This is a genomic window from Candidatus Hodgkinia cicadicola (assembly GCF_002774925.1).
In genome coordinates this window covers 1-1,080 of the sequence record NZ_NXGO01000054.1, presented here as the reverse complement: position 1 = coordinate 1,080, position 1,080 = coordinate 1, and the positions used below count along the sequence as shown (strand labels likewise).

Annotated in this window: 1 protein-coding gene; it reads left to right on the top strand. The window is 37.0% G+C overall.

Going from position 1 to position 1,080, the window contains the following annotated elements; translation table 4 throughout:
* The coding region (locus MAGTDC_RS02600) for an Hsp70 family protein (protein ID WP_192573132.1) at positions 1-676 on the top strand (676 nt) is incomplete at its 5' end.
* Positions 677-1,080: the final 404 nt, after the last annotated feature.

Here is a 1,080-nt window from a genome sequence, read left to right as displayed (position 1 = left end):
GACTTATGCTGACAACCAGCCTGGAGTGTTGATTCAAGTATACGAAGGTGAACGAGCAATGACAAAAGACAACAACCTTCTTGGAAAATTTGAATTAACTGGAATTCCGCCTGCCCCACGTGGTGTACCACAGATTGAAGTTACTTTTGATATTGACGCCAACGGTATCTTAAATGTTACAGCAATAGAAAAGTCCACACAGAAAGAAAATAAAATCACAATTACAAATGATAAGGGACGTCTCAGCAAAGAAGAAATTGAAAAAATGGTCAATGATGCAGAAAAGTACAAAGCTGAAGATGAGAAACAGAAATCTGTCATTGCTGCAAAGAACTCTTTAGAATCATATTGCTTCAACATGAAGAGTTCAATGGAGGATGAGAAGCTAAAAGATAAGATCTCTAAGGAGGATAAGGAAACTGTGATGAACAAGTGCAATGAAGTCATTCGCTGGCTAGATTCCAACCAGCTTGCTGAAAAAGAAGAGTTTGAACACAAGCAAAAGGAATTGGAAAGTGTATGCAGTCCTATTATGACCAAAATGTACTCACAAGGTGGTGGTGGTATGCCAGGAGGTATGCCTGGAGGATTCCCAGGTGCAGGAGGTGCTGCTCCAGGCGCTGGAGGTGCAGCTGGAACCGGAGGATCTGGACCCACAATTGAAGAAGTTGATTAAAGAAAAACATTGTTTATTTATAAAGTAAAAAATGTTATGTTACATTCCAAAGAATGGCGCATTAAGAATTCTCCATTATAGAGAGTTCCGATTTCGTTACGTTTCAAGTATTTTTAATTGTATTTAACTTATGAAGTATTAGTATATTTATTGCATGTATGAGGAGTTCGATGTATTAATACTTATATTGTTATTTAATAAGAACTTTTGAATATGAAAACAAATTGTTCAAATTATAATTTTTTGGCTTCAAAATTAAATTTCCTCATGAACAGTTTTAAATTAGTTTTGTTTTACCTCTATTTCCCAAGTGATTGCATAGGGGGAAGGGGTTGTTAAACGTACTCTTTTAAATGGCGGTTCTCAACTTGGGGAAGTTTTCACCCCCCCCCCCCTTCAGGTTT